This window comes from Acinetobacter sp. TW_SC_4 (assembly GCF_054861205.1).
The window spans coordinates 44,147-67,964 of the sequence record NZ_CM142174.1 but is presented as its reverse complement, the minus strand read 5'-3'; the positions used below and the strand labels follow the sequence as shown (position 1 = coordinate 67,964).

The window sequence follows — 23,818 nt, the reverse complement described above, 5'->3', positions numbered from 1 at the left end:
ACTACGCAGCAATGCCCTTAAAACTTCTTTCATAAAAAAGTCCGCCTAATGCGCAATGCTGTTCACTTAAGCATTTGAAGCCCCGCGAAATTTATTAGAGAATCCGATGTCAGCTTTGGCATCGGATTTTTTATAGTGTTTCAGCAGGATCTTGTCGACCTCAATAGTCTGTTTAACTTCTCTGATCTCAGTATCTTTACTGACAACATCCCCATTGAGTGGGTCGAATCTGCACTCAAGTTGAGCAGTTCAGCTACTATCCGCAGGCGGCGCTTGCCTGCAGATCAAGTTCTCTGGCTGGTTCTTGGGATGGCAATTTTTCGGGATGAGCCCATCCATGAAGTGGCAAGAAGACTCAATATTTGCGCTCAGGGATTAGCCTCTCTTGAACTACTGGCGCGCAGTGGTTTGACTGAAGCACGTAAGCGTTTGGGTGCAGATCCTGTAGAGTGGCTATTTCGCCAAACGGGTCAATACTGGGGATATGAGATGAGCGATATCCAGATGATCATTGGCAGGGGCTTCAAATCTTTGCTGTCGATGGTGCGCTCTTCCGGACTCAGGATACGATTGATCTGCGTGAGCACTTTGGCTCAGGCAACACTTCTACGCAGCGCCAGACGCCATTTCCGATGCTACGGCTCGTCGCGCTGATGAATGTACGCTCACATACATTGGTCGATGCACAAATTAGCCCCTATCGCAGGGGTGAGATTCCTTTGGCTGCAAAGTTCCTCAGTCAGATTCCGAATAACTCCATCACCTTTTTTGACAAGGGTTTTTGGAGTGCAGATTTATTGCTTTCACTCTCGATACAAGGCCAAGGTCGTCACTGGCTGATTCCAGAGCGCAAAAATCTGAAAAGTGATGTGATCGAGACGTATGCTGAAGGTGATGTGAAGGTACGGATGAAAGTGTCATCCCAGGCAAGAAAGAAAAACCCGATGCTCCCCGAATATTGGGAAGTCAGGCAAGTCAGTTATGCTGTGCGGGGTGGAATCATGAAAACAGTTCTGACCTCACTGCCGGCTGATCAATATCCTGCCAAGGATATCGCTAGGCTCTATCAAGAGCGTTGGGAAATCGAGCTGAGCTTTCGGGATATCAAAAGTTCGATGCAACATAATGCCATCACGCTTCGCAGCAAGACAGTAGAGCTAGTTTATCAGGAGTTGTGAGGGTTGTTGCTGACCTACAATATTATTCGGCGAGAAGCGGCATTTGCAGCAGTGGCCTTTGGGCGTTCACCATCGGATATCAGTTTCAAGCCTGCATGCCAGTACATAGCCGTTCAGCTGATTGTGATGGCGAATGCTAACCCCTTATCAGGGACTGGTAGGCGGCTATCGGAGCTGAGATCAGGGATAGGTAGCCTGTTTCTGAAAAGGCGTTCGAGGCCAACAACACCTCGAACAGTTAAGATGTCAAAAAACCGTTATCCGGTAGATCGCAATGCTGCTCCTCTTAAGTGAACAGCATTGCGCCTAATGCGGACTTTTTATTAGCTATTTAGCGTAAAGCTTCGGGTAACACAGGCGTTGCCACAGGTTTAGCCAGTTCGGTTTTCATCTTTTGCAGCATCTGATAAGGCTGCTGCTGCACAAACATATTCACAAAGGTTAAAGGAATCGAACCTTCAGGATTGGCATAGCCATAAGTCGATACCTTGACCTTGTTATTGGCCAGTTTCTGGAAAGTCCAGTCTCCCTGATAATCAGTCAAACGTACATAATTCGGGTTTAGGGCATACCCAGTCTGAATCGCTTTATTTTTGATCGTAATCTGTCCATTGGCATCCTTGATCATTTTGCCTTGTACGATCAGATCACGGTCTTTTAAAGGGAATGGAAAATCCAACACCATATACAATGTGAAATCACCTTTTTTATCATCACGCGACAGCACCTTGATACTGCCCATATAAGGCACCCATTTCACTGCATGATCAACATCCAGAATCAGAGAAACGGCATTCTCAATCGGGACATTGTAGGTGGTTTCGGCTTTATAGAGAAAAACGGGATTCCGCTCATCCTGATAGGTCCAGACTTTAATATTATTTTTATTAATGCTGAGTTTGGCATTCTGCACAGAGGTCGACTGTGCTGTAGCGGCAAAGGCTACAGCACACGCCATTAATATTAATTTCTTCATTCCATTGTCATCTTATTTTAGTTTTAAGTTATTTTTATATAGGATTTTGACGAAAATTTATACTTGAATATCGTTAAAACCAAGTACGTCCTTCATGTCATATTTACGTGCATCACGACCAACGACCCAAGCTGCTGCACGTACGGCACCCGCTGCAAAGTTCATACGGTTGGTGGCTTTATGCGTAATTTCAACGCGTTCGCCTTCGCCAATAAACATTGCAGTATGTTCACCAACGATATCACCGCCACGAATGGTCTGAAAACCAATGCTTTTACGTTCACGTGGACCCGTATGTCCTTCACGGTGATATACCGCATCTTTTTTCAGATCACGACCCAGTGCTCCAGCAATCGCTTCACCCATCATGAGAGCTGTACCTGATGGCGCATCCACTTTATGGCGGTGATGTGCTTCGATCACTTCAATATCGACCGTATCACCAAAGACTTTAGAGGCAAGTTCCAGTAGTTTGATCGAAACGTTCACACCTACTGAATAGTTCGCTGCATAGACCACTGGTGTTTCTTTTGCAGATTCATCCAGATAAGCCTTTTGTTCGTCATTCATACCAGTCGTACCAATCACGATCGCAACGCCATTTTCACGGCAGATTTTAAGATGATTCACCGTCGCAGCAGGTGCAGTAAAGTCGATCACCACGTCACAGTCTTTGACCACTTCTTCAAGATGGCCGACAACCTTTACACCCAGGCTCCCTACGCCAGCCAGTTCACCGGCATCTGCACCAATGAGTGAGCTTTCAGGGCGCTCAACAGCTGCTGCCAATTGGTAACCGGCTTCTTTCACCGCCTGAATAAGGATGCGTCCCATACGGCCGCCTGCACCTAAAATCCCAATGCGTGGTGTCACTGACATAACATAGTCCTGATGTTGATTCGAAATTGCTCTTACTATAGCAAAACTCGCTCATAACACTAAGATTGATCGCATAAAAATCAATGAAAAGAATTAAAGAAGGTCATGAGGGTTTTTGATATGCAGTCCATTTAAACAATAGTTTATGGACGAGTAAAAAGAAAAATAATTCCATTAGAGGAATAATGATTAAATGCTTAGTCAGAGATAAACTCATTTAAAGAAAAATTCTAGTTAATAAAGATTAAATTTTAATTATAAATAATTGAATTTAATAAGATAAAAATATTTTTCCATAATACGTATGATCTTGATTTTTCATATTCAGATCATTTGCATTTAAGGGAAATATATTGAAACTCCAACTTGACCGCCTCAGCAATATAAGTATTACTGATATTATTGAATTAAATATCCATTATCGCGTACTGAAGCATATGCCTTTAGCGCATGGCATTATTTTCGATGAAACGCGATGGATTGCTTGGGTAAATGAAAGTATAAATCCATACTTTTTTAAATTTAGGAATGTTTAAGGATCAAGCATCAAGTAGTTGACCGACTTCCAAGCTGGTATATCCACGTTCTTTAAAGATCAAAATAATCGCTTTTTTATAATCTTCACAAATCGATGTTTTATATTTAGTGATGAGTTGAATCTCGGAATTCAGCTCAAGGTCATTTTTTAAGGTCAAAACTTCGGTAGAGATCTTATTAAAAATCTTTAAATTAAACATACAGGCACCTGTTATCAGTTGTAGCGGCCCGACTACAACAAATACCTGCCTTAGCTCAGCTAGACACCCTTGGTCGCAAGGATTACAAATTAGAAAATGTTCTGCAAGTTTTGAGGAATCGACAGATTAAATAACCTTCTAAATCCTTCCTATTTAGTAAGATTGTCAGCATAAAAATTAATTTTATATATCAAATTCTTAATAATCTCATGATTGCTAAAAATTTAATAGAAATCAGTTTTTGTAACAATTCTTTTAATATTCCCGATTATTCACAATATTTTATTAGTTAAATGAATGGAGAGATCATTAATTCAGGATTTTCATATCCTGATGATGAGGTCTTAAAAGACAAAGTATTTTTTCTATCTGGCAAAGGTAAAGCCAGACTCTTTGTACGCTTTGGCTCACATTAATCTCGGCCTTTTGCTGCTATCCAGAATACTGGAAGTTTCCTATGATGAACTCATCAGGAACAGGAAGTTCCAAACAAGAATAACAATAGATCAGCACAAGGACAGTAAGGTACGACAGGAGTTATACCGAGTGAACCCATACGAAAAACCCCGGCAGAATGTTGGGGTTTTTCTTTTAGAATTTAAATTAAATTTCATCCTTTAGATATGAAAATATGTAACATACATCACATTAAAGGATCCATTTTCTTATATATTTTGCCACTTGCTCAATTTTATGAGATTAATGATTAATCTTATATTTCAATTATTTAAATAACACCAAATTACATTAGCAAACATAAGTACACACAAAAAAACATCAATATCTACATTTTATGTCAATATTTTTGCCAAGTGTACTGAGTAGTACACTATTTTTAATACAAGGAAATTTATATGAAATTAGTTCAATTAACTTTTGCCGGGGTAGCGTTAATTGCTGCATCACAAACTTTTGCTGCTGAAGAAGTAGCACAAACAGCTCCTGCTGCAACTGAAACAGCTGCATCTGAAGTTCAAGCTGCTGAAGCACCTGCAAGTGAAGCTCCAGCATCAGAAGCTCAAGCCACTGAAGCGCAATAATATGACAGGATTTATATTTCTCTGCGTGAGGAATATAAATCCTTCTTAAAAAGCTAATACTATTAAAAGAATAATTTTCTTATCATTTCTATCTAATAATTAACTCATACGCCTTTCCCGAATTTAAGCCATAAAAAAAGACGCCTGAGCGTCCTTTTTTATCTATCCAGATCAGTCAAACAACCGATCAAAGAAAGATTTTTTCTTTGGAGAAGACTGGCTGCCCTCATCTTCCATGGTCGCTTGCAACTCTTTCAACAGTTCACGTTGACGTGCAGTCAGGTTCACCGGTGTTTCTACAACAACACGGCAAAGCAGATCACCCTGCATGGTTGAACGTACTGGTTTCACGCCCTTACCACGTAGGCGGAACAGTTTACCGGTTTGCGTACCTTCAGGAATTTTCAGGCTGACACGACCATCTAATGTCGGAATCTGAACTTCTTTACCCAAAGCTGCATCCGCAATTGAAATTGGCACATCCATATACAGATCTGCACCGTCACGCTGGAAGATTTCGTGTTCACGTACCACGACTTCAACGTATAGATCACCTGATTGGCCATCACGGATCGCTTCACCTTTACCAGTCAAGCGTACGCGGTCGCCATTGTCCACCCCGGCTGGAATAGTAACTTCCAAAGTTTGCTGACGGTCAGATACACCTGAACCATGACATTTATTACATGGATTCTTGATGATCTTGCCCTGGCCACGACAGGTACTACAGGTTTGCTGTACCGAGAAGAAACCTTGCTGCATACGTACCTGGCCGGCACCATGACAGGTTGGACAGGTTTCAACATCGTTCGGATTTTTAGAACCTTTACCATCACAGGCGTCACATGGCGCTGGTGCAGTAAAAGTAATGGTTTTCTTAACGCCTTTCACTGCTTCTTCAAGGGTCAATTCCATCACATAGCGTAAGTCTGAACCACGGCGTTGACGTTGCTGGCCACGGCCACCCCCACCAAAGGCTCCACCGAAAATATCCCCAAACTGGTTGAAAATATCTTCCGCACTGAAACCACCGAAGCCGCCAGCACCACCACCCATACCACCTTCAAAGGCTTGATGGCCCATGCGGTCGTACATGCTGCGTTTCTCGCTGTCTGACAGAACTTCATACGCTTCTGAAGCCTCTTTAAATTTCTCTTCAGCTTCAGGATTGTCCGGGTTACGGTCTGGATGATATTTCATCGCCAACTTACGGTAGGCTTTTTTAATTTCATCATCACTAGCGGTTTTAGAGACGCCCAAAACCTCATAATAATCACGTTTAGCCATGTCTGGCGATGCTCCTCACGGAATTCTATTTAATATTGACTGTGGTCTAAAATTGGGGTTAAACCCAGCTTTACAAGGGGAATTCTGAAAAAAAATTGAAAGCTTAGAATACGGCTTTGTTTTGAGAAAATTTGAAGATGCCTTTGAACCAGGCATTAATGAGGAAAATAATGGCAATAAAGCTGAATACTACACCTGCGACTGTGCAGGCTTTCACCCAAAGCTGGCTATCCCAGGCGAAGAAAAATAATGGAATGAACCAGAGCGCTGCAAAAATCGCGAGTACTGAATAAATTACAATATTACGCATGATCCAGAGTGCCTGTGCCTGTAACCAGACTTCGGCATAATCAATCTGGGTCACCTTACGTGCATACCAGTAGGCGAATATGCCGCTCACCACTGTAAACAAAGCAAAAAACATGAAGACATAAGCCATCGCCACGGAGCGTCGCATCTTGGTGAGTGTGTCTTGAGTCATGTTTAGTCAACCTTAGTGTGCGGCCCAGCACAAGCAAGTTCCGCAGCAGTATGTCTTTTTTGAATTATTAAAAAATCAGGCACTACTATATTGAAATTTTCAATATTTCGCACCTGAAATTATGACAAATTTAAACAGAATTTAAACTTTTTTCACTTTAAACCATTGTGCATATAAGGCTGGCAGGAAAAACAGCGTTAATAGCGTTGCAACGATCAATCCTCCCATAATGGCAACCGCCATTGGCCCGAAGAAAATGCTTCTGGATAAAGGGATCATGGCCAGAACGGCAGCCAGTGCAGTAAGGACAATCGGACGGCAACGGCGGACTGTGGCATTGATAATGGCATTCCATTGCGATTCACCTGCCTGAATATCCTGTTCAATCTGGTCAATGAGAATCAATGAGTTACGCATGATCATGCCTGACAAAGCAATCGTACCCAGCATGGCCACAAAGCCAAAAGGTTTATTGAAAATTAACAGGAATAAGACCACGCCAATAATGCCCAATGGCGCCGTTAGGAAGACAATAAAGGCACGTGAAATACTTCTAAGCTGGATCATCAATAAAGTCATCACCACTGCCAGGAACAATGGCATACCCGCATTCACTGAATTCTGCCCTCGCGCAGATTCTTCGACTGTTCCACCTACTTCAATCAGATAGCCACTTGGCATTTCTGCTCTGAGCTGCTCAAGTTGATCTTTCAACTCATTCACCACGGTTGCCGGTTGCAGTTGCGTCCGGATATCGGCCCGTACAGTAATAGTCGGCAAGCGATTCCGATGCCAGATCAGGCCTTCTTCAAAGCTGTATTCGATCTTGGCAATCTGGGCCAGAGGAACTGAACTCCCATTTGTAGTTGGTACAGCCAGACTACTCAGTGAACCGACATCGACACGTTCAGCCTGATCACCCCGTAAGCGGATTTCAATCAGTTCACGTTTTTCACGGTATTGATCAATCGCAGTTCCAGAAATTGAACTATTTAGAAAACTGGCCAAATCGCTACTACTCACGCCAAGCTGACGGGCGCGGTCCTGATCGATATCCAGTTTAATCACTTTACTTGGCTCGCCCCAGTCCAGATGTACATTGGTGGTATTCGGATTGTCTCCAACCGTCGCTGCAACTTTCTGTGCCCATTGTCGGACTAATCCAAGGTCTTCACCCGATACACGGAACTGTAATGGATAACCGACGGGTGGGCCATTTTCCAACAGAGATACGCGGGTACGGGCTTCTGGTAACAGCACCCGAATCTGGTCGCTTAAGGATTTACGGATTTCATTGCGGTCTTCAAGTGATGAAGCCAATACCACAAACTGGGCAAAGCTGGCTTGCGGCAATTGCTGATCTAGAGGTAAATAAAAACGTGGTGAACCGGTACCGATATAGACCACATAATTATCAATCCCCTCCTGTTTGGACAGGAAGTTTTCAACTTTTTTCACCGCAGCCTCAGTCGCTTTTAATGAAGCGCCCTCTTCCAGTTTCAGATCCACCAGAATTTCGGCACGGTTCGATGGCGGGAAGAATTGTTTTGGCACCAGATTAAACATCAAAATGGATAGCACAAAAATCCCGACAGTCGCCGCGATGACCGTTTTACGGTAGGTGACACAGATATTCACCCAACGACGAAAGCCCTGATAGAACTTGGTTTGATAAGGATCATGATGCTCACCCGCATGATGCACCAGCGGCTCCGGTTCAGGGCGTTTGCGTAAACGCGCCCAGAGACGCTGATACCATGGCGCTCTCTGCACCAGATCCTTATTGAAATCTGGCAGGAGTTTGTCACCCAGATAAGGCACAAACAGAACTGCGGCAATCCAAGATACTAATAGCGCCAGCGTCACCACCTGGAAAATCGAGCGGGTATATTCCCCGGTACTCGACGCTGCTGTCGCAATCGGCAGGAAACCGGCAGCAGTAATCAGGGTTCCAGTCAGCATTGGAAAAGCAGTCGTCCGCCAGGCATGACCGGCCGCCTGTAAGCGGCTAAAGCCCTGCTCCATTTTGATTGCCATCATTTCAATGGCAATAATCGCGTCATCCACCAGAAGGCCAAGTGCCAGAATCAGGGCACCCAGAGAAATCTTATGCAGACCAACATCAAACAGCTGCATCCCGGCAAAGGTCATTGCCAGTACCAGCGGAATCGAAAAAGCCACCACCAGACCGGTACGGAACCCGAGTGAGAAAAAACTCACCAAGAGAACAATAATTACGGCCTCGGCCAGAACTTTCATAAATTCATTAATACTGCGTTTCACTGCTACCGGCTGATCTGAAACTTTTTGCAGATCCATTCCTAAAGGCAAAGTTTTCTGCAACCGGGCAAATTCCTGTTCCAGATTTTTACCCAAGGCAATGATGTCACCGCCTTTACGCATCGATACGGCAATACCGATACCATTTTCGCCCATAAAGCGCATACGCGGTTGTGCCGGATCAGTAAAGCCGCGATAAACCTCCGCCACATCGCCAAGCTGGATGGTCTTGCCATTCACCAGTAAAGGTAGCTGCTGCAGTTCTTCGACATTATTCAGCGCACCACTCACCCGTACCTGAATCCGGTCAGAACCGGTTTCAAAAAAGCCCGCCTGAGTCATGGCATTTTGCTGCTGCAGTGCCTGCTGAATGGCAGTGACCGGAATACCGAGCTGGGTAGCTTTGGTGTTGGAGATTTCGATCCAGATTTTCTGGTCTTGAAGTCCAATCAGTTCAACTTTGGCAACATCCTTGACCCGTTGCAACTGTAACTGCAAACGGTCGGCATATTCTTTAAGCGTGGCATAATCGAAGTCATTACCCTTGATGACATAGATGTTACCAAAGGTATCACCAAACTCATCATTGAAGAATGGACCTTGTACGCCTTGCGGCAATTCATGCCGAATATCATTGATTTTCTTACGGACGTTATACCAGACATCCGCGACATCCTTGGAAGCCAAAGAGTCCTTGGCAATAAAAGTCACCATGGATTCCCCCGGACGGGAATAGGCCATGATCCGCTCATACTGTCCGGTAGTCATCAACTCTTTTTCAATCCGGTCGGTGACCTGTAAGGACACCTCCTTGGCACTGGCACCCGGCCAATAGGTCTGGATTACCATCACCTTAAAGGTAAACGGCGGGTCCTCACTTTGTGACAGTTTGGAATAGGACACGATACCCACCAAACCGAGCAGGATCATGAAATACAGTACCAGACCTTTATTTTTTAAGGCCCATTCAGACAGGTTAAAGTTCATGTTTAACTCCCTGCCTGAATTTTCACACTACGGTTTTCACGGTCAATCGGATTGATTTTTTGCTGATCACGCAGAAGATGCACCCCACCAATTACCACATAATCATCAGCCTTTAACCCACTGAGGACTGGCACAGAATCACGGCCATAAGCACCCAGCTGCACCGGCACTTTGCGGATGGTATGATCCGGCTTGACTACCATCACATAGGCCTGCTGATCGGTCGCTGAAACACTGGATAAAGGAACGCTAAGGATATTGTCCTGATTGTTCTGAAAGAACACCCGGGCACTCTGGCCGAGCTGAATCTGGCTATTACCCTCGCGTAAAGCCACTTTCACCCGGAAGGTACGCGATTGATCTGCTGCTGGTGAAATCTCACGAACAAAGGCAGCAAATTTCTCATTTGGTTTAGACCATAAGGTGACCCAGGCCGGTTGGCCGGTTTTAATTTCGGAAATCGCCTGTTCAGGAACCCCAATCACGACTTCACGCTCACCAGCTATCGCCAGTTCAAAGGCAGCCTGCCCTGCTGCAACGACCTGACCAATTTCGATATTGCGTGCAGTAATCACCCCATTTTTATTAGCAATGAGCTGGTTATAAGCGGTCTGGTTTTTAGCCGTATCATAATTAGACTGGGCCTGTTTCAGATTTGACGCGGCTGTCTTATATTGGTTTTCAATCGCATCATATTGCGAACGGCTCACGGCATTGGTGGGTAACAGCTGCTTGAAACGCTGTAATTCATCCTGAGCAATTTTACTGGCCGATTGAGCACTTTCCAGCTGGGCACGTGCTGCATTTAATTGAAGTTGAGCATCTTTCACATCTAGGGTCGCCAAGACCTGCCCCACTTTTACCTGATCTCCCACATCGACAAAACGCTGGGTGACCTGCCCGCCTACCCGGAATGCCAGTGCCGTTTGCTGACGTGCCTGGACATCACCGGCATAGCTTTTCAATTCCTGATATGAAGTTTTCGGTGTGGTCACCATGACAAATGGAACTTCCTGTTCTGCTGCAGCGCTGTCCTTGCTACATCCTGAGAAAGCCATACTGCATAGGACGATCATGCCAGCCAGTGCGCTCTGTATCGTGCTCATTATTGTTCGCTCTTATCTAATCATCATTTTTAGGGCAAAATAGGTAGATATATAAATTGCTTATTTTTTAATTAATATACCACCCGGTACACTAATTAGGATTCTGCAGTTAAAACAATGACCATATTGAATTTTTTTGGATGAAATTGTGCAAATACCGGTTGGACGGCCCAAGGATCTGGAAAAACGCCAGCGTATTCTGAACGCAGCGAAACAGCTGTTTTTACAGCATGGTTATCATGGTTCCAGCATGAACCAGATTGCGCTGGAAGCCGGTGTAACCAAACTCACTGTCTATAATCATTTTCAGGATAAGGCCACGCTGTTTAGCTGTGCTGTTGAAGAAACCTGTGAGGCAATTCTGCAGGAATCTCCTAAAGTTCTGCAGCCTGATAGCGATTTTCAGCAGGAGCTATATCAGATCTGTTTACGTTCTTTCAATATTGCCAATCTGCCAGAAGCTCTCAAACTGGACCTGCTCATCATGCAACTGGCCTATGAAAAAAATCCGTTGGCGGAACGTTTTTATACAGCCTCACATATCAAGCTGAATCAGGCCTAGCATGATTTCTTTGAGCAGGCGCAGCAACATCAATTTATCCAGACTGATGATCCGCAACATCAGACCGAACTGATGGTGTCCTTACTGTTAGGTATGCGGCATCACAAAGTCTTACTGAGCTTAAGCCCGTTACCTGACATGCAACAACGCCATCAAATCATTCAACAGGCCATCGAGATCTTTATGCTGAAATATGCGATTTCCCGTTAAATTTCTTCTATCTGACCTGATCGTTACAACAGCATAAGGACTAAAATTCATCCAATTATCAACAAATGATATTCAACTTTTGTCTGCAAAAGACTTGGATTGTCATGCAGTCAGGGTATAGTCAAAGGAAGAATCGGAGGGATATAAAAAATGGTTCAACAGATTGATGCACCTCTACGCGAAGACGTACGTTTACTGGGTAATCTACTGGGAGAAACCCTGAAGTTACATGCGGGGCAAGATTTGTTTAATCAGGTCGAGCAAATTCGGGCCTTATCGAAAGGCGCTCGCGATGGACAGGTTGAAGCAGAAAAACAGCTAGAACAATTATTCCTGACTTTAGAAGATCATGAAATCCTGCCATTGACCCGTGCCTTCACTCATTTCTTAAACTTTGCCAATATTGCCGAACAGTACCATGTGGTACGTCGTCGCCGTCAAAGCGAATTTGAGGAAAGTACAGAATCTCCAAATCCTCTGGTGCCTTTATTTGAGAAATTCAAACAGCAAGAAATTTCTGCAGAAACCTTATATCAGCAAATCTGTGAATTAAAGATTGAACTGGTACTGACCGCACATCCAACAGAAGTCAGCCGACGCACCCTGATCCAGAAATATGATGGCATCAATAATGCCCTGTCCAAATTTGACCAGCAGAAACTGACCCCGCGTGAACGTCAGGCAGTCTTGGCTGACTTAAAACAGCTCATCAGTTCTGCCTGGCAAACTGATGAAATCCGTCAACATCGCCCAACCCCGGTGGATGAAGCCAAATGGGGCTTTACGACAATTGAACAGACCCTCTGGAATGCTGTACCTAAATTCATTCGTGAACTGAACGGCATGGTTGAGGAGCAATGCGGACAGACCCTACCACTGGATGTTGCTCCGGTACGTTTCGCTTCCTGGATGGGTGGCGACCGGGATGGCAATCCGAATGTGACACATAATGTGACTCAGGAAGTATTGTGGTTGTCGCGCTGGAAAGCAGCTGATCTGTATCTGCGTGATATTGAAAACCTGCGCTGGGAACTTTCTATTCAGCAATGCAGTGATGAAATTACACAGGCGTTAGGCCATCAACATCCTGAACCGTACCGTGAATATTTACGCGATATCCGTGAACGTCTAAAAATCACCCGTGCCTGGCTGGCTGAAAAACTGCATGGCAAAGATGCGGATGATAGCCGGGTGATTAAAAGTAAAGATGAGTTATTAAAACCTTTACTGACCTGTTATCGCTCATTGATGGCGTGCAATTTAGCAGAACTTGCCAATAGCAGTCTGCTGGACCTGATTTACCGGGTAAACTGTTTCGGAATTGAACTGCTCAAACTGGATATCCGTCAGGAATCTGGTCGTCATCGTCAGGCCATTTCAGCCATTACTGAATATCTGGGTCTGGGTAATTTTGAAACCTGGACCGAACAGGCCCGTCAAAACTTCTTGCTGCAGGAACTGCAAAGTAAACGGCCTCTACTACCTAAACACCTGAATGAACCAGCGGGTAGCCTGATTGAACATCCGGATGTGCAGGAAGTGTTTACCACTATGCGCACGCTGGCTGAACAGCCAAGTGAATCTCTGGGTGCCTATATTATTTCCATGGCCGAATACCCAAGTGATGTGCTGGCTGTCTTGCTGCTGCAAAAAGAAGCCGGAATTAAACAGCCTTTACGGGTAGTACCTTTATTTGAAACCTTAAAAGATCTCGACGGCGCTGCTGATACCATGTCGACACTCTTTAATATGCACTGGTACAAACAGCATATTCAGGGTAAGCATGAAGTCATGATTGGTTATTCGGATTCAGCCAAAGACGCCGGCTTTATGTCAGCCAACTGGGCACAGTACCGTGCGCAGGAAGAACTGACCGCAGTCGCCAAACAGCATGGTATTCAGCTGACCCTGTTCCATGGTCGTGGCGGCTCGATCAGCCGTGGTGGTGCACCAACCCAGCAAGCGCTGTTCTCACAACCGCCGGGTTCGATTTCAGGCGCCATCCGGGTGACTGAACAGGGTGAGATGATTCGCTTTAAATTTGGTCTGGAAGAAATCGCGCTACAAAATCTAGAAATTTATACTGCAGCGACTTTGGAAGCGACTTTATTACCGCCACCCGAACCGAAACCGGAATGGCGTGATCTGATGCATAAAATGACGGATCTGTCGGTACAGGTCTATCGTCAGACAGTACGTGAAAATCCACATTTCGTGAAATACCTGCGTACCGTGACCCCAGAACTGGAACTGCAAATGCTGCCGCTTGGTTCACGTCCTGCCAAACGTAAGGTCAGCGGCGGGATTGAATCCTTGCGTGCTATTCCCTGGGTTTTTGCCTGGACTCAAATTCGTTTGATGTTACCGGCTTGGCTGGGTACAGGTGCCGCATTAAATGAGGTACTGGATCAAGGGCAACGTACAATTCTAGATGAGATGCTAACCGAATGGCCTTATTTCCAGACCCTGATTGATATGCTGGAAATGGTACTCTCCAAAGCAGACAGCAATGTCGCGCTCTATTACGAATCGCATCTGACTCAGGATGAAGACCTGAAAGAGCTCGGCACGGAACTACGTCAACGCTTGCAGGATGCTATTCAGACCCTACTCACTTTAAAAGGTGAATCAAAACTGCTCAGCAGTAATGGCGTCTTGGACCAGTCTATGACGGTGCGTAAACCTTATCTGTTACCGCTCCATTTACTACAAGCCGAACTGATGAAACGTCGTCGGTTATATCTGGAACAGCAGCAGGCTGAACACACTCCGGTCGATCATGCCCTGATGGTGAGTATTGCCGGGATCGCAGCTGGTTTACGAAATACCGGTTGATTTTTTTCTCTTCCATTTAAAGCACATCTACACGATGTGCTTTTTTATTGATCAGTCAATAGCCAAAAAAAGCTTTATTTATATATCAAATTAAAATTACTTATAGAAGTTGAATATGAATTTTCCGGGAATTAATCCACTGATTTAACTTTAGTTTTGATTTAAAAAACTTTTACCGCACGGTAAAATATCAAATAAAGTCATAGAATTAATTTGAACAAAAATTTTGTTTCAGTGATTAAATCTTCTAAAAAACAAGAGTATGATGTGCACAATTTATCTTTTGAGTGCTCATTTTATGTCCAATTGGTTTCCCAAGTGGCGTCCTTATGAGGGTAGTATCGATGCACGACCAGTAGGTACCGCAGAGTATTTACCGCCTGCCCAGACCCTGATCTTGGGGGTACAACATGCCTTTGCCATGTTCGGTGCGACGGTACTGGCGCCATTTCTAATGGGTTTTGATCCCAATCTGGCCATTTTAATGTCGGGGATCTGTACCATCCTGTTCTTCCTGATCACGGGTGGTCGTGTACCAAGTTATCTGGGTTCAAGCTTTGCGTTCATTGGGGTAGTGATTGCGGCAACCGGTTATGCAGGTGCTGGCGGACTGAATCCAAATATTGGTGTCGCCGCTGGCGGGATTATTGCCTGTGGTGTGCTTTATGCCTTAATGGGTGTTCTGGTGATGGCAACGGGAACCCGCTGGATTGAAAAACTGATGCCGCCTGTCGTGACCGGTGCGGTGGTGATGATTATTGGTCTGAACCTGGCCCCTGTGACCGTGAAAAACGTCATGGGTAATACCTTTAATATGTGGATGTCACTGGTGACCGTACTGTGTATGGGTTCCATTGCAGTGTTTACCAAAGGTCTGGTACAGCGTTTATTGCTCTTGATCGGTTTATTGCTGGCTTACTTCATTTACTACATTTTAAGTAATGTGATGGGCTATGGTACTGCAATTGATTTTGCGCCAATTCAGCAAGCTGGCTGGTTTGGTGTTCCGAGCTTTCATGCGCCTGTATTTGATACCAATGCCATGCTGATCATTGCGCCTATTGCCCTGATTCTGATTGCAGAAAACTTGGGACATATTAAAGCCGTAGGTGCCATGACCGGTGAAAATCTGGATCCGCATATTGGTAAAGCCTTTGTAGCGGATGGTATTGCGACTACCCTGGCAGGTGGTGTGGGCGCACCGGGTATGACCACCTATGGTGAAAATATTGGTGTGATGGCCGTTACCCGTGTCTATTCAACGATTATCTTTGCTGTTGCGGGTGTATTTGCGGTATTCCTCGGTTTATCACCGAAATTTGGTGCGATTATTCATACCATTCCAACGGCGATTTTAACCGGCGCCTCTATTGTAGTCTTTGGTTTGATTACTATTGCCGGTGCGAAAATCTGGATCGAAAATAAAGTCGATTTTTCACAGAACAAAAACCTGATGGTGGCAGCAGTGACCATTATTTTGGGTACAGGTGACTTTGCTCTAACCTTTGGTAACTTTAACCTCGGTGGAATTGGTACAGCGACCTTTGCTGCGTTATTCCTGAACTGGTTCTTTAGCCTGGTCGATAAAAAATAATTCGAAGACTTAAATTTTCAAGCAGCCTCCGGGCTGCTTTTTTTATATCGCAAGAATTGTTTAAATAGGCCTGATCTTTTATATGAGCATCCTGCAGATGCGTCTGGATTTTTTTGATTTACGTCTTTTTCTCAATATAGTCGACACAGGTAGTCTGACCAAAGGTGCTGAACGCTCTGCCATTTCCTTACAGGCAGCCAGTGAGCGGATTAAAAAGCTGGAACAGCAATATCAGGTCAGTCTGTTCAGCCGCCATTCTGCTGGGGTAAAAATGACTTTTGCAGGTCAGGTTTTTGCTGAGCATGCCCAAGCCCTGTTGCAACAGGGACAACAATTGTCTCAAGCCATGGCCGGCTTTAGTGAAGGACTCCATTCTAATATCAGCTTATGGTGTAACTCTTCAGCACAAAGTGAGTACCTTCCCCTATTATTGCCACAGTATCTGGTAAATAACCCAAATATCCAGATCGACCTCAAAGAAGCAGAGAGCAATGACATTATTGCGGCTTTGGCGAGTGGTACTGCCAAGCTGGGACTTATTTCCAGCTTTTTTCCTGCCCCTCAATTACAGACTCTGGAATTTTCAGATGATCCTCTGGTGCTGATCTGCCCTGAACCGCATGGTCTGGCAACGAATCAGGCATTAAAATTAGCAGACTGTCTGAGTTATCCTTTTGTTGGTCTGATGCAATATCACTCTTTGCAGCAATCCATCGAAACTCAGGCTCGCTTGCTGAACTGTGAAATTCAATACCGCTTACGCTTACCAAATTTTGCCGCCATTGCCCAGGTTGTGGCCAATGGTGTAGGTATCGCGATCATGCCAAAACGTGCTGCACAACGTTTGTCGAAGCTCTATGCATTTCAGCAAATCCAACTGACGGGAGATTGGGCCAACCGCAAGTTATTGTTAGCTGCAAAGAACTTTGATGAACTAAGCACGGCCTATCAGCACTTTAGCCAGTTCCTCATTTCTGCGGATGTACAAAAAATCCTGAATTAAATCCAGCCGAATTGATGCAGCATCATATAGCTGCCTAAGGCGATCAGGCCGATAAAAAATACTGTCCGGAATTTCTGTTCAGGGATACGGGAACGGATTTTTTTGCCGCACCACATCCCGATCAAGGCCGGAATCAGTGCAATGGCCGACATGGTATAATCAATCGGCATATCTTCCACCGGGTTTTGGTGCAGGAAAATTGCCAAACACACCGTTGAGGTGGTAAATACCAACCCTAAGGCCTGAACCAGATCATCACGTTTTAAATGCAGGGTTTGCAAATAAGGCACGACTGGAATTACCACTACCCCAGTCGCCACGGTCAAGGCACCCCCGAGATATCCCATAATCGGAGAAAGCCACTTTTCATGCTGGCTTAAATCTGGCATCCGTTTTGCCAGTAAACCATATAGGCCATATAGAGCAAGCATCCCGCCTAGTAAGGCTTCACTATGAAATTCAGAATGGCCTAAAGTCGGGAAAATACTCCAGACCGAACCCACAATAATGCCTGCCAGCAGAAGCCAGAAACGGCGAATCAGTTTCAGCACATGACCTTCGGCAAAGAGTTGCCAGAAATTGGTCAGCATCGAAGGCACAATCAGTAAAGTTGCTGCCTGGAATGGGCTCATAAATATGGTCAGCAAACCCATGGACACAGCCGGCAAACCTAATCCAATGGTGCCTTTAATCAGACCAGCCAGAGCAAAAATAGCAATAACAAAAGCAGTCATCTGATGACCCTAAATTGATTTAAGCCCATGCTATAGAAATCACGAATAGAGTAAAATCAGGGTTTTAAGAAGGAAGCCTCAAGTAAATCTTGAGGCTTCAGATGGACGTGCTGAAACTCATCAGATGCATCAGCAAAAATCGGATATGAAAATTGTTTAAGGACGAAACTCTTTCAGTTCACGCTGAATGAAATACTGGAACATTTCCCGGTACAGATGCTCAATAAACGCCTGATCCACACCCTGCTGTTGTGCCAAGGCTTTGACATTTTCCACGATCTGCTCCATACGCTCCGGTGATTGCAGATCAGTTTCAGTTTTTTTAAAACGGGTGGTTTGATCAACATAAAATTGACGCGCAGCGATCAGCTCGACTAAAGCTGTATCAATGGCATCGATCTGTTGACGTGCATGTTGTAATGATTCAGCTTTGATTTTTTCCATGTTTATTCAGTCACTTTCAGTTTAGTTATCACTCTTATACTTTTCTTCTAACACATTACTGAAAATACTTTCAATCATCCAGACACGATATAAGCTATTAAATGTATAACTTTGCCCATCAATACGCAGTTCTAGGACCGGTAAATTCGGCTGGGACTTCATTTCACATAAGGTGTCATTTTCCTGCAACTTGGCCAGAACGTCTTCCTGGGTCAGTTCAGTAATATTCAGTTCCTGCTGCATACGCTTGAAATGCGCTGCATAAGACAGATCATAACCACGAGTCCAGACCGCTTCCAGAATCTGGTACATGGCTTCAATCCGCTGCTCTTCCGGACAGCTATAAAACAACTGCGCCATCGGCATCACAGCCTGCTCGGTTGGCCGGCAGAATGGGGTAAATTTGACTTCAGTTCGCTTGGATAAGCGCGTCGCCAGACTCCAGTCAAACCAGTCCCGTCCCTGATAAGACAGCGGATAGACATTCAACTGGATATTATAAAAATCAGCCAGCTCTTCTTTAATATAGGCCAACAATAACCAGGAAATCGGATCTTCCAGAGCGATATACAGGTCTAGCTCTGGATCCATGGACTGGATTTCATTCAGCTCTTCGGCATCACTGATTAGATGCTCGCGCCATTCAATATGATTGATCAGGAAAATCGGGTTGCCGGTCAGTAATCTCTGCTGTTTCAGGCGACGGGTCAGACGTAACAAGTCATCTACCGCCTGATACTGGCGTCCGCCAAACTGGAAATAGCTGGCCAGAATCGGACTATGCTCAAAAATTCGTTCCGGAAAATTCTGCGGCGCATGATGACGGCTAGCCATCGCATATAAGGTGCGCAATTTTCCGTTCTGTTTTTGCCAGAGCATATGGAATACATCTTCTAGCAAATATAGAAAATCCTGTCCGCGTAACGGTGTATTTCTCAGGATAGTTTCTGCCTGCTTTAAGGCGTCAGCTGTCGGTAATTCTGGGGTCTCATGAAAGCTGAAACGATGCTGTTTAGATAAAATTTTGGCATCATTCAGGCAATAGTGCTGCCATTCATCAAAAGACATTTGATTAGGCGGTTCAGCCCGCTGATCTGAAATGATGACTTTGAGTGGCTTCAGTTCCGGACTGAGAATTTCTTCTAGTTGCGGTAACTGTTGTACCGCCAGATAACTATAAACATCATCCAGTCTTAAATGGATGCTCAAGCCATCTTCAATAGATAACACCGTTTGACGAACTGGTTTCTGGTAAAACCAACTCGATCGGATTGGATCAAACCAACGGCGTAGCAGGGACATGAGAGGTGCCTCGAAAAGATTTTGTCATGCCAGCCCTTGCCAGCAGGATCGTTTTATTCAACATCCTATTATGAGGATGTTTATGACCTGATATAAGTCTTGTGCAAAACTTATATCAAGTCAGCAACAAATGTTCAATGTTTTCTAGGACTTTAGATTTCAAGATTTAGGTCAGTCACGGCCCCGGTCTCCGCCCCAGAGGTTAGTTTGGCGAATTTCGCCAGTGCCCCGTGAGTGTAATTCGGTTTCGGTTTCACCCAGGCCGCCTGACGTGCAGCAAGCTCTTCATCCGAAATATGCCAGGTCATTTCACGGGTTTCCGCATTAATGGAAATTTCATCGCCATTTTGTACCAGACCAATCGGGCCACCCTCATAGGCTTCCGGTGTGACATGACCAATCACAAAACCATGACTTCCGCCTGAGAAACGGCCATCAGTAATCAGTGCGACTGAATCCCCCAAACCTTTACCAATAATAGCAGAAGTCGGTTTTAACATTTCCGGCATGCCCGGCCCACCTTTAGGCCCGACACCGCGAATGACAACTACTTCACCTGGTTGAACTTCGCCATCCAGAATCCCGCGCATCGCGCCCTGTTCGCCTTCAAACACCCGTACCGGTCCTTTGAAATATAGACCTTCTTTACCGGTAATTTTGGCCACAGCCCCATTCGGTGACAGGTTGCCTTTCATAATGATCAGATGCGAGTCTTTTTTCACCGGCTTGTCGAATGGCAAGATAATCTGCTGACCTTCTGGATAATCTTCAACATCCGCCAGGTTTTCTGCCAGAGTTTTACCAGTCACAGTCAGGCACGAACCATCCAGCATACCGGCATCCAGCATACGTTTCATCAATGGTTGAATCCCGCCAATAGCAATCAGTTCTGACATCAGGTATTTACCGGATGGGCGGACATCAGCCACGACAGGAATTTCTTTTCCAATTCGTACAAAGTCATCCAGGCTCAGCTCCACACCCGCCGTATGCGCCATGGCTAACAGATGTAGCACCCCATTGGTTGATCCACCTAATGCAATCAATACTTTAATTGAATTTTCAAAAGCCGCTTTGGTCATGATGTCGCGTGGCTTGATGTCCAGACGAAGTAGGTTCATCACTGCTTCACCAGCACGGGCACAATCGATCTGTTTGTCTTCAGACACCGCTTCCTGTGCTGATGAACCCGGTAGGCTCATACCGAGGGCTTCAATCGCAGAGGCCATGGAGTTCGCGGTGTACATCCCGCCACAAGAACCTGGGCCCGGCAACGACACTTCTTCAATGTGTTTCACCTGAATCGCATTAATTTCGCCTTTGGCATGCTGACCGACCGCTTCAAATACAGAAATCATGTCAGTATGGCCTTCACCCGGCTTGATGGTACCGCCATAAATAAACAGACCCGGACGGTTTAAGCGTGCCAAGCCCATGATGCAGCCCGGCATGTTTTTGTCACAACCGCCAATGGCAATCACGCCATCATAGGCCTGACAACCAACTACTGCTTCAATCGAATCGGCAATAATTTCTCGCGACAGCAAGGAGTATTTCATCCCTTCAGTCCCGTTGGAAATCCCATCAGAAATAGTGATGGTATTGAAGATAATGCCCTTACCACCGGCAGCATTCACGCCCTGCTCGACTGTACGTGCCAGGCCATCAATATGCATATTGCAAGGGGTCACATTGGCCCAGGTTGACGCGATCCCGATAAACGGACGAGTAAAGTCTTCATCTTGAAAACCGGTGGCACGCATCATGGAACGGGCCGGTGCATTTTCGATGCCTTCATAGACGGGAGCAGAATGTTCTCGGATATTGTCTTTACTCATTTTATTCGTCCTGGATGTAATTCTTGTGAAGCCTAAAAGCTGTCTAGGTTTTATTCGATTGTATAGAAAGCGATCTTTAGATAAAAGTAAGACTCTGTGTATCTGATTCAGTTATTTGAGGTAGTGCAATTATCAAAAATAAAAAAAGCACCCCTCTGGAGTGCTTTTTTGCGCTATAAAAATTTACAGCTTAGATTTCACGTACTGCACCTTTTGCAGCGCTTGTGGTATGCATTGCATAGGCCTTTAATGCTTTAGAAATCTTACGTGGACGGTCTTCCACTGGATGCCATCCTTTTTCATCCTGCGCTGCACGACGAGCGGCCATAGTCGCATCATCAACAGCTAGGTGAATGGTACGGTTTGGAATATCGATTTCGATACGGTCGCCATCTTCAACCAGACCAATCGCACCACCTTCAGCAGCTTCTGGAGAAACGTGACCAATCGACAGACCTGAAGAACCACCAGAGAAACGGCCGTCAGTCAGAAGTGCGCACTCTTTACCAAGACCTTTAGATTTCAGGTAGCTGGTTGGGTATAGCATTTCCTGCATACCAGGGCCACCACGTGGACCTTCGTAACGAATGACGACTACATCACCTGCTGTGATTTTGCCACCCAAAATCGCATCTACAGCAGAATCCTGGCTTTCAAATACACGTGCAGTCCCATTAAATTTCAGGATCGATTCATCTACACCAGCCGTTTTTACGATACAGCCATCGAGTGCGATATTACCATAAAGCACAGCCAGACCACCGTCTTTAGAGAAGGCATGTTCTGCATTACGGATCACACCATTTTCACGGTCGCCGTCCAGACGTGAGTAGTAACGATCTTGTGAGAATGCAGTCTGAGTCGGTACACCACCTGGTGCTGATTTAAAGAATTTATACACTTCTTCATCTTCAGTACGGATGATGTCCCACTTGTCCAAAGCATCTTTTAATGTTGCTTCGTGAACTGTACCGACAGAGGTATCTAACAGGCCTGCACGATCCAGTTCGCCGAGAATCGACATAATACCGCCGGCACGGTGTACATCTTCCATATGCACGTCATTTTTCGCAGGAGCAACTTTACAAAGCACTGGTACTTTACGAGACAGACGGTCGATGTCATCCATGGTGAAGTCCACACCCGCTTCGTTTGCAGCAGCCAATAAATGCAGAACGGTATTGGTTGAACCGCCCATTGCGATGTCCAAAGTCATGGCATTTTCGTACGATGCTTTGGTCACCATTGAACGTGGCAATACGCTGTAATCGTCCTGTTCATAATGGCGTTTTGCCAGTTCAACAATGAGAGAACCTGCACGTTCGAACAGTTTTTTACGGTTCGCATGAGTTGCCAAAGTTGAACCATTACCTGGAAGCGATAGACCCAATGCTTCAGTCAAACAGTTCATTGAGTTCGCAGTGAACATGCCTGAACATGAACCACAGGTTGGACATGCAGAACGTTCGTATTCCGCAACTTCTTCGTCAGTATAGTTATCATCTGCCGCAACGATCATCGCATCGATCAGGTCGATCGCTTTGTCATTACCACGGATTTTCACTTTACCCGCTTCCATCGGACCGCCAGACACGAATACCACCGGAATGTTCAGACGCATTGCCGCCATCAACATCCCCGGAGTGATCTTGTCACAGTTCGAGATACACACCATGGCATCGGCACAGTGTGCGCTGACCATATATTCCACCGAGTCAGCAATCAGGTCGCGTGAAGGCAGTGAATACAACATACCGTCATGACCCATCGCAATGCCGTCATCAACAGCAATGGTATTGAATTCTTTTGCTACACCGCCTGCCTGTTCAATCTGACGTGCCACGAGCTGGCCTAGATCTTTAAGGTGAACATGACCCGGTACAAACTGGGTGAATGAGTTCACCACGGCAATAATCGGTTTACCGAAGTCTTCATCCTTCATCCCAGTTGCGCGCCATAAGCCACGCGCACCCGCCATGTTTCTTCCGTGTGTCGATGTTTTTGAACGATAGTCAGGCATTTTATATTTCCAACAAAGTTTGAGCTTGGAATGAACCGAAAAAGGTTCACTCTGGCTAGATCATACTGACAATGAGCTTAAATCAGTCGAATGTTAGACCTATCATACTACAAGCCATTGTTTTACAAGATGACCTATTCGTTGTAGATGCAGACAAAAATGTCTATAGAGAGGTCTCGGTGAGCTGACAATAAAAATCTCTTAATAAAGCTACTATACCGCCATCATGGATCGGACAATACAAAACTTTCATGAATAATTTTTAGAATTTGCATGAGTTTTTTTTATATAAAATTTAATTAAAAGTAGGAATCTATAATCGCTG

At 45.1% G+C, this 23,818-nt stretch carries 16 protein-coding genes and 2 pseudogenes; 6 read left to right on the top strand and 12 right to left on the bottom strand.

All coding sequences use genetic code 11. The features are described from left to right. The first annotated feature begins 135 nt into the window (after window positions 1-135). Window positions 136-1,472 (top strand): annotated as a pseudogene (locus tag ACWM1W_RS00280) (IS4 family transposase). A gap of 37 nt (window positions 1,473-1,509) precedes the next feature. Here the strand turns inward: ACWM1W_RS00280 and ACWM1W_RS00275 are convergent. From ACWM1W_RS00275 to ACWM1W_RS00265, 3 genes are all read right to left on the bottom strand, one after another. Continuing rightward, window positions 1,510-2,154, bottom strand: coding sequence for an START domain-containing protein (locus tag ACWM1W_RS00275; RefSeq protein ID WP_034170748.1), 645 nt, complete (start codon window positions 2,152-2,154; stop codon window positions 1,510-1,512). Between the two features lie 57 nt (window positions 2,155-2,211). Continuing rightward, window positions 2,212-3,033, bottom strand: coding sequence for a 4-hydroxy-tetrahydrodipicolinate reductase (dapB, locus tag ACWM1W_RS00270; protein WP_104426835.1), 822 nt, complete (start codon window positions 3,031-3,033; stop codon window positions 2,212-2,214). Window positions 3,034-3,572: 539 nt separating this feature from the next. Continuing rightward, on the bottom strand, window positions 3,573-3,770 hold the full coding sequence (locus tag ACWM1W_RS00265) for a hypothetical protein (RefSeq protein WP_104426834.1): 198 nt from the start codon (window positions 3,768-3,770) through the stop codon (window positions 3,573-3,575). Between the two features lie 854 nt (window positions 3,771-4,624). Between ACWM1W_RS00265 and ACWM1W_RS00260 the strand changes: the two genes are divergently transcribed. Then, on the top strand, window positions 4,625-4,810 hold the full coding sequence (locus tag ACWM1W_RS00260; protein ID WP_004780424.1) for a hypothetical protein: 186 nt from the start codon (window positions 4,625-4,627) through the stop codon (window positions 4,808-4,810). Window positions 4,811-4,981: 171 nt separating this feature from the next. On the opposite strand, the gene dnaJ is transcribed toward ACWM1W_RS00260, so the two are convergent. The 4 genes from dnaJ to ACWM1W_RS00240 all read right to left on the bottom strand — a co-directional run bounded on the left by dnaJ (window position 4,982) and on the right by ACWM1W_RS00240 (window position 10,951). Continuing rightward, window positions 4,982-6,097, bottom strand: a complete 1,116-nt coding sequence (gene dnaJ, locus ACWM1W_RS00255; protein WP_104426833.1) for a molecular chaperone DnaJ — start codon at window positions 6,095-6,097, stop codon at window positions 4,982-4,984. Window positions 6,098-6,200: 103 nt separating this feature from the next. Beyond that, window positions 6,201-6,578 carry a hypothetical protein gene (locus ACWM1W_RS00250; RefSeq protein ID WP_104426832.1) on the bottom strand — a complete coding sequence of 126 codons (378 nt, stop codon included), beginning with the start codon at window positions 6,576-6,578 and terminating at the stop codon, window positions 6,201-6,203. Window positions 6,579-6,719: 141 nt separating this feature from the next. Beyond that, window positions 6,720-9,845 carry an efflux RND transporter permease subunit gene (locus ACWM1W_RS00245; RefSeq protein ID WP_180047707.1) on the bottom strand — a complete coding sequence of 1,042 codons (3,126 nt, stop codon included), beginning with the start codon at window positions 9,843-9,845 and terminating at the stop codon, window positions 6,720-6,722. A 2-nt stretch (window positions 9,846-9,847) separates the two neighbouring features. Beyond that, window positions 9,848-10,951 (bottom strand): efflux RND transporter periplasmic adaptor subunit, encoded by a 1,104-nt coding sequence (locus tag ACWM1W_RS00240; RefSeq protein WP_208462280.1) that lies wholly within the window; start codon window positions 10,949-10,951, stop codon window positions 9,848-9,850. A 148-nt stretch (window positions 10,952-11,099) separates the two neighbouring features. Here ACWM1W_RS00240 and ACWM1W_RS00235 point away from each other — a divergent pair. The 4 genes and pseudogenes from ACWM1W_RS00235 to ACWM1W_RS00220 all read left to right on the top strand — a co-directional run bounded on the left by ACWM1W_RS00235 (window position 11,100) and on the right by ACWM1W_RS00220 (window position 17,155). Next, window positions 11,100-11,723: pseudogene (locus ACWM1W_RS00235) on the top strand (TetR/AcrR family transcriptional regulator). A 150-nt stretch (window positions 11,724-11,873) separates the two neighbouring features. Further along, window positions 11,874-14,558, top strand: coding sequence for a phosphoenolpyruvate carboxylase (gene ppc, locus ACWM1W_RS00230; protein ID WP_180053438.1), 2,685 nt, complete (start codon window positions 11,874-11,876; stop codon window positions 14,556-14,558). A 298-nt stretch (window positions 14,559-14,856) separates the two neighbouring features. Continuing rightward, entirely contained in the window at window positions 14,857-16,152 is a 1,296-nt protein-coding gene (locus tag ACWM1W_RS00225; RefSeq protein WP_005233183.1) for a solute carrier family 23 protein, read from the top strand. Between the two features lie 97 nt (window positions 16,153-16,249). After that, window positions 16,250-17,155, top strand: coding sequence for a LysR family transcriptional regulator (locus ACWM1W_RS00220; protein ID WP_005233182.1), 906 nt, complete (start codon window positions 16,250-16,252; stop codon window positions 17,153-17,155). On the opposite strand, the gene ACWM1W_RS00215 is transcribed toward ACWM1W_RS00220, so the two are convergent. The 5 genes from ACWM1W_RS00215 to ilvD (ACWM1W_RS00195) all read right to left on the bottom strand — a co-directional run bounded on the left by ACWM1W_RS00215 (window position 17,152) and on the right by ilvD (ACWM1W_RS00195) (window position 23,493). Further along, on the bottom strand, window positions 17,152-17,889 hold the full coding sequence (locus tag ACWM1W_RS00215; protein WP_461603281.1) for a sulfite exporter TauE/SafE family protein: 738 nt from the start codon (window positions 17,887-17,889) through the stop codon (window positions 17,152-17,154). The two genes, ACWM1W_RS00220 and ACWM1W_RS00215, sit on opposite strands and share 4 nt — an antisense overlap. A gap of 156 nt (window positions 17,890-18,045) precedes the next feature. Then, window positions 18,046-18,333 (bottom strand): chorismate mutase, encoded by a 288-nt coding sequence (locus ACWM1W_RS00210; protein WP_004780403.1) that lies wholly within the window; start codon window positions 18,331-18,333, stop codon window positions 18,046-18,048. A gap of 21 nt (window positions 18,334-18,354) precedes the next feature. Then, window positions 18,355-19,635, bottom strand: a complete 1,281-nt coding sequence (locus tag ACWM1W_RS00205) for a hypothetical protein (RefSeq protein ID WP_448765311.1) — start codon at window positions 19,633-19,635, stop codon at window positions 18,355-18,357. A 152-nt stretch (window positions 19,636-19,787) separates the two neighbouring features. Continuing rightward, a complete protein-coding gene (gene ilvD / locus ACWM1W_RS00200; protein WP_448765312.1) occupies window positions 19,788-21,473 on the bottom strand; it encodes a dihydroxy-acid dehydratase in 1,686 nt (561 codons plus the stop codon). A 190-nt stretch (window positions 21,474-21,663) separates the two neighbouring features. Next, window positions 21,664-23,493 (bottom strand): dihydroxy-acid dehydratase, encoded by a 1,830-nt coding sequence (ilvD, locus tag ACWM1W_RS00195; RefSeq protein WP_081402678.1) that lies wholly within the window; start codon window positions 23,491-23,493, stop codon window positions 21,664-21,666. Between the last annotated feature and the right edge of the window lie 325 nt (window positions 23,494-23,818).